Below are 6,067 nucleotides of genomic sequence, written 5' to 3'. Positions count from 1 at the left end.
CGCATCGAAGTACTGCGCGGCCCGCAGGGTACCCTGTACGGCAAGAACACCATCGGTGGTGCGGTTAAATATGTCACCAAAAAGTTGACTGGTGACACCGAATTTAAAGTAGGCGGCGGTGTAGGCTCCTACAACCAGCGCGATCTGGTACTGAGCGGCCAGACTGGCCTTTCCGATACCGCAGCCCTCGGCTTTGCACTGGCCAGCTACCAGCGCGACGGTTACGGTGAAAACATCAACACCGGCGCCGACAACTACAACAAGGATATCCTGAGCGGCCGCGTTTCTCTGGAGCTCAATCCTTCCGAAGACCTCTGGATCCGTCTTGCCGCAGACACCACCAAAGACGATTCCAATGCGCGCTTTGGCTACCTGATGTTTGACGCACCCACAGGCAGCGAGACGTCTCTCGACAGTGTTTACGACCACGAGTCGAATATGCCCTCCAAGAACTCGGTTGAAAGCAGTGGTCTCTCCCTTGCTGCCGAGTGGCGCGTATCCGACAGCTTGACCCTGAAGTCCATCACCGCCGCGCGCAATGGTGATACCGATACCAACATCGACTTTGACTCGGTCAACCGTCCGGACTTTGACGTACCCGCCTACTATAAAGACGATCAGCTCACCCAGGAATTCCAGCTGAGCTGGAGTAGTGACCGCGCCAACCTGGTATCCGGTATTTACTACTATGAAGGCAATGCAGAAGGTGGTTTTGACGCGGTACTGGGTATGTTTGGCATAACTCAGAACGTCAGCGGCAATGTTGATACCGAAAGCCTCGCCGTTTATGCCAACTACGAGTATGCACTCACCGATGCGCTGAACATGACGCTGGGCGGCCGCTACACCAAGGACGAAAAGTCCGCAGATGTGTACAAAGCCAACTTCCTCGGCCTGTACTCCCCGATGTTCCACGATCGCTACGATGGTGAAAATATCGGCGCGGATAGCCCGTACGCAGTGCTCACTGATTACAGCAATAGTGATAGCTGGGGACAGTTCTCTCCCAAAGCGGGCATGAACTACCAGATCAGCGACGACACCATGGTTTACGGCAGCTTCAGCTCTGGTTTCAAGAGCGGTGGCTTCGACATGCGCGGCGACGCTAGCGTGAATCCGGAGACGGTAGACGGCTACGATCCTGAAACCGCGGACACCTTCGAGCTCGGTATCAAAACCCAGTTCATGAACGATCGTATCCGCCTGAATGCCGCAGCATTCCACACCGACTACGAAGATATGCAGGTTACCGTTCAGACCTTCTCGGAAGCCACACAGAGCTTCTCGAGCGCAGTACTGAACGCGGGCCAATCCGAGATTCGTGGCCTGGAATTGGAAATGATGGCCAGTATTACTGACCGCCTGACATCCAACTTGGTACTCGGCTACACCGATGCGGAATACATCGAGGTTATCAATGCCGGCGAGAACATCGCCGACGCCTGGGATAACTTCCAGTACAGCCCCCAGAAAACCGCGCTCGGCCAGCTGAATTACGCAATGGATGTTGCCGGGGGCGAACTGGTACTCAACGGCTCGGTCTCGTATCGCGACGGCATCCAGATCTACGCTGCACCCAGCGCTCTGGATGAAGGATCAGTAACCCTCATGGATGCCGGTGCCACCTACTTCAGTGGCGACGGTAACTGGCAGCTGTCCCTGCAAGGCAAAAACCTGAACGACGTGGAATACCGCAATGCCGGCTACAACGCGTTCGGCTGGGTAACTGGTTACTACGGCGCGCCTCGCACTATCGCCCTCACAGGTAGCTACAACTTCTAATCACGTCCTCCTTGCATTGTTGTGAATAGCATTAATGGGGCCCCTCGGGGCCCCTTTTTTATTGCCGCTTTTTCACCTCAGACTGTCGTCTGCATCTCCGTATCGGCGCACCTTTTCCTAAATTGGCGCCAAAAATCACACTTTGGCAGCGGACTCTTCTAGGCTGAAAAGTGAGGGCGGCAGTGAAGCACCCTCGAATCAGCCACCGAGGTATCCGCGTGCAGAAATTGAGTAGCATTCTGCTGACTGCGGCGATAGCGACAGGAGTTGTTGCCGGTTGCACATCAACCGAGCCCAGGGAAAGTCAAGCCAACCGCGCTTTCAGCAGCGCGGTCCCCCCACATATGAACCCCGCCCACATGTCGGTGAGATCTTCCGACCGCAGGCCGAGGAGTGGCCGTCGCGATGCGCCGCGCTCCCTCAACGTCAATGGCACCCGTTTCCGGTGCTTCGAACAGGAACTCGATTCAAAAGTCGTGGTGCGCTGCGTGCGCCAGTCCTGATCCAACGAGCAACACCCGCGCGGGCGCTGGCGCCCGCCAATACCCGTTTCTGTGACCATTTCCGCCACAAGCTGTCGCCACTTTCCTCTCGCCGCAGCCGGGGATGACTAAGCTACATCTATCTGCAAGCAGGGAGCGGAACGCAATGAACAGAATAATCCCGGTGTGGCTGATGGGCTTCGCCATCGTCATCGCCGGCTGTATGAGCATGGACGGTAAGGACTCTGGCCCGACCCAGACCCCGGGCTCACTGAGTAGCGTGTGCGGCGACAAATGGGAAATGCGCCTGTTGCGTATCAATGGACAGGCGATTCCGGTGGACCAGCCGCGGGAATTCACCTTCCTGTGTAACAGCGACGGTGAGACCATGGGGAAAAGTGGCATCAATACTTACCGCGGCGCCATGCAGGTAACCAGCAACGGCCAGATCCTGTGGGATACCGACAGTTTCGCATCCACCAAAATGGCCGGCCCTCCGCAATTGATGGAGCAGGAGACCCAGTACCTGCGCGCCCTGTCCGGCACCCGCCAGGCCTTTGTGAAAAGCAGCGGCGGTCGCCTGATCCTGCGGGACGTGTCCGGGGATATCTATATCGAATACATCAAGGCGGGCAATTGACGGCAGCCCGTATTCCCTGGCTCCACCCATTCCCCACCACACACCACGGCCACAACGAGCACGGTTATTTCCGCCGCTATCAGGTACCGGATAGACCGGTTGGGTCACAGACACCCACCGGCAATTGGTGTTAAATGGCGTAAATAGCCACCGGATGGAACCTATGCACCACCCGCTTCTGCCGCCACAGCTCAACCTCTCCCGTGTACTTCGCGCGCGCGCGGCCCTTATCGCGCTATTGTTAACGGGCCTGCCCCTCACGGGCTGCAGTAGCAGCGACACCCAGCCATCTGCAATGCGCGCTACCGAAAGCGACGCCATTTGCGAGCGTCAGTGGCTGCTGGATACGCTGTCGGTAGATGGGCGCGAACACAAATCCCGTATGTTCTGGCAAAAGATGTGGCGCGATCGTCCCTACCTGGGCTGCGATAAGCTCGGTTTCGTGCGCGGCAGCGCCGGGTCCAATCCCTACCTGGGCAAGTTCCAGCTGAGCGACAGTGGCACCATCGAATGGTTAAAGCCCCCGAAGATTTCCCGCATGGTGGGTCGCCGCAATAGCAGTGAACTGGAGAAAGACTTTCTGCTCGCGCTGCCTCGCGTAAACCACGCTCACGCCCGCGGCGATACCCTGGTTCTGGAGGGGGACGACGGCACCCGACTGGAATTCAAACAGACCGGCGAAGTTCCCCCGCCTTCCCGCTGAGCCCGCCCCCGCAAACACCCCTCTGTGTCTAACAGACAGACATAAAAAAAGCGGCCAAAGTGGCCGCTTGAAGTGTCATTCAAGAAGAGTCCCGATTCGCGAACGCGATGCCCGGGACCAATCCTCCAATCGGAGGCACCTCCAAACTCGGAAGCAAAAAGTCACCAATGTGATTGGTGCGATGCAAAGAGAGAAGAACAACGAAAACTGATTCGGTTGGCGATGAAGCAACCGGACAAGCGAAATTTCGTTGTGGGAATAGAGTAGGTGCCAGACGTGACAAACAGATTACGAACCGGGAAGTTTTCCCAAGCCGTCGGCGAAAACTGCTGCGCGTGCGCCTGATATTCCTATAGCAAGCTATGGTCGCGAGCGGCGCTGGTGCTGCTCCAGGTTCTGCTGGCGTTTGCGCTCGCTTTTGCGCAGCAGCATGTAGGTTGCCCCCAGGCCACCGTGCTGTTTCTGCGCACTGTGAAAAGCCAGTACCTCGGGCAGTTGCGGCAACCAGGCATTGACGCAGCTTTTCAACAGCGCGGGCTGCTTGCGCCCCTCGCCCTTGCCGTGGGTCACCAGGGCACAGCGCACATCTGCTTCCATACAATCCCGGATAAACTGGTAGAGGGCGCGGCGAGCCATCTCTATGGTGTGATTGTGCAGGTCCAGGCGCGCGTCCACGGTGTACTTGCCAAGGCGCAGGTTGCGGTAGACCCCGTTTTGCACACCGTCGCGCTTGAACTCGATGGGATCCCAGGGATCCACCGGTTCCACAAACTCCCCGCCGAGGGGGTTCAGCTCACGTGCGGTCTGCGCGGTGGCCGCTTCTCTGCGGGCGCGCTGGTTGAGGGTATTGTCGGCAGAGTCGCGGCCGTCTTTGCGCAGCGCGGACTGGCGGTGCTTGGGTGCCAGCGGCTTTACGTCGCCCAACGCGCCCATTGCACCGCGAAAATCTTCCACATCACCGTTATCCACAGTTTCCCCCGCTTACCTCTTGCCGACTGTAGGTGCCGGCAAGTCTGCTCAGGGATCGAGAAACAGATCCACTGCCAGCTCACCGGCCTTGGCGGGATTGTGCGCATATTCGGTGAAATCTTCCACCCCGCGTTCGTGCAACAGGGTCTCGTCGATCAGCTGGGCACCGTTCAGGCCGTGATTGCTGGTGATCAGCACCTCGTAAGCCGCATCCGCCATTACCAGGGGTTTGCGGCTCTGCTCGAACATTTCCCGGCTACCCACGGCGAATTCGATCGCCGCGGTTGCCACCAGGGTGCGCGGCCACAGGGTGGCGACACTGATATTGGTTTCGCGCAGTTCCTCTGCCAGGCCCATGCTGAGGATGGTCATGCCGAACTTGGACAGGGCGTAGGGTGCGAAGGGCCCGAGCCAGCGCGGCTCCAGGTTCAGCGGCGGCGAAAGGCTGAGGATGTGCGCGCAGTCGGACTGCTTCAGGTAGGGAATGGCGAGGTGGGCCGTGAGATACACGGCGCGGGCGTTGATATCCATCATCAGGTCATAGCGCTTGGGCGGCGTGGACTCGACGTTGGTCAGGTTGATGGCACCCGCATTGTTGATCACGCCATCGATACCGCCGAAGGTGTCCGCGGTTTTCTTCAGCGCCTCTGCCACCTGGTCCTCTTCGCGCACGTCCACCTGCATCGGCAGGGCCTTGCCGCCGGCAGCTTCAATCTCTTCGGCGACGGTATAGATGGTGCCCGGGAGCTTGGGATGGGGTTCGGCGGACTTGGCAGCAATGGCGATGTTGGCGCCATCGGCGGCACACTTGAGGGCGATGGCGCGACCGATGCCGCGACTGGCGCCGGTGATAAAGATGGTTTTGCCTTTGAGGGCGCCGGAGTTTTCAGTGAGGGTGATCGCGTCGCTCATACTGGCGCTCCCTTGGGGTTGCGGTGTGATTGTGTGGTTTCAACCGCCCTCGCAGATGACCACTGCGGGGCCGTATATGTCCTTGAAGGTCTGCGGCATCCGCTTGGGTTTGCCACTGGAGAGCTCGATACACACCATCTGCCAGGTGGCGCGCAGGATGAGTGCCTCGTCACCGGCGCGGAAAACCTGAAACTGCCGGGTCATATTGAGGCGGCCGTCGACCTTGGTGAGCCAGGTGCCGATCAGCAGCTCATCGCCCTCTCTAGCGGCCAGTATATAGTCGTACTCGGCCTGGCGAATGGCCATTCCCCGATCCATGGATTGGTAATTAGTGACATCCAGCCCCAGCTCCAGGCTGTGTGACCAGGCCGCGCGCTCACACCAGCGCACATATTCGGCGTTGTTGGCGTGGTGCAGGCCATCGACGTGTTCGGGTTTTACCTGAACGCTTTGAATGTAAGGGATTGGCAGGTCCCAGTTCATGGGGCGTGTACTCCGTAGGATGGTACGTGGCGGCTCCGCTGCCTGGGGCGAATTTGCGAGACACGCCATGAAGCCATCCATGGGGGCTCTTCTAAA

7 protein-coding genes are annotated in these 6,067 nt (G+C 58.8%); 4 read left to right on the top strand and 3 right to left on the bottom strand.

Features of this window, described 5'->3' with window-relative positions; all coding sequences use genetic code 11:
- From B4U49_RS01590 to B4U49_RS01580, 4 genes are all read left to right on the top strand, one after another.
- Nucleotides 1-1,782, top strand: a 1,782-nt coding sequence (locus tag B4U49_RS01590; RefSeq protein WP_078082836.1) for a TonB-dependent receptor, incomplete at its 5' end; no start/stop codon positions are given.
- Nucleotides 1,783-2,141: 359 nt separating this feature from the next.
- Nucleotides 2,142-2,285 carry a hypothetical protein gene (locus B4U49_RS19025; protein WP_158078529.1) on the top strand — a complete coding sequence of 48 codons (144 nt, stop codon included), beginning with the start codon at nt 2,142-2,144 and terminating at the stop codon, nt 2,283-2,285.
- A 145-nt stretch (nt 2,286-2,430) separates the two neighbouring features.
- Nucleotides 2,431-2,904, top strand: coding sequence for an META domain-containing protein (locus B4U49_RS01585; RefSeq protein WP_078082835.1), 474 nt, complete (start codon nt 2,431-2,433; stop codon nt 2,902-2,904).
- A gap of 163 nt (nt 2,905-3,067) precedes the next feature.
- Nucleotides 3,068-3,607, top strand: coding sequence for an META domain-containing protein (locus B4U49_RS01580; protein WP_158078528.1), 540 nt, complete (start codon nt 3,068-3,070; stop codon nt 3,605-3,607).
- A 360-nt stretch (nt 3,608-3,967) separates the two neighbouring features.
- On the opposite strand, the gene smrA is transcribed toward B4U49_RS01580, so the two are convergent.
- The 3 genes from smrA to B4U49_RS01565 are packed head-to-tail and all read right to left on the bottom strand — an operon-like array spanning nt 3,968 to nt 5,971.
- The gene (gene smrA / locus B4U49_RS01575) at nt 3,968-4,576 is read right to left on the bottom strand and encodes a DNA endonuclease SmrA (RefSeq protein ID WP_239692428.1); all 609 of its coding nucleotides are present in this window, start codon (nt 4,574-4,576) and stop codon (nt 3,968-3,970) included.
- A gap of 48 nt (nt 4,577-4,624) precedes the next feature.
- Nucleotides 4,625-5,488, bottom strand: coding sequence for an SDR family oxidoreductase (locus B4U49_RS01570; protein ID WP_078082833.1), 864 nt, complete (start codon nt 5,486-5,488; stop codon nt 4,625-4,627).
- Between the two features lie 39 nt (nt 5,489-5,527).
- Nucleotides 5,528-5,971, bottom strand: a complete 444-nt coding sequence (locus B4U49_RS01565) for an acyl-CoA thioesterase (RefSeq protein ID WP_078082832.1) — start codon at nt 5,969-5,971, stop codon at nt 5,528-5,530.
- Nucleotides 5,972-6,067: the final 96 nt, after the last annotated feature.

It is taken from the genome of Microbulbifer mangrovi (assembly GCF_002009015.1).
Taxonomy (GTDB): domain Bacteria; phylum Pseudomonadota; class Gammaproteobacteria; order Pseudomonadales; family Cellvibrionaceae; genus Microbulbifer; species Microbulbifer mangrovi.
This window is presented reverse-complemented; position numbering and strand designations above follow the sequence as displayed.

Bases quoted from the DNA above. Each gene is read 5' to 3' on its own strand.
- B4U49_RS19025 (WP_158078529.1), top strand. From the start codon at position 2,142: ATGTCGGTGAGATCTTCCGACCGCAGGCCGAGGAGTGGCCGTCGCGAT.
- B4U49_RS01585 (WP_078082835.1), top strand. From the start codon at position 2,431: ATGAACAGAATAATCCCGGTGTGGCTGATGGGCTTCGCCATCGTCATC.
- B4U49_RS01580 (WP_158078528.1), top strand. From the start codon at position 3,068: ATGCACCACCCGCTTCTGCCGCCACAGCTCAACCTCTCCCGTGTACTT.
- B4U49_RS01570 (WP_078082833.1), bottom strand. From the start codon at position 5,488: ATGAGCGACGCGATCACCCTCACTGAAAACTCCGGCGCCCTCAAAGGC.
- B4U49_RS01565 (WP_078082832.1), bottom strand. From the start codon at position 5,971: ATGAACTGGGACCTGCCAATCCCTTACATTCAAAGCGTTCAGGTAAAA.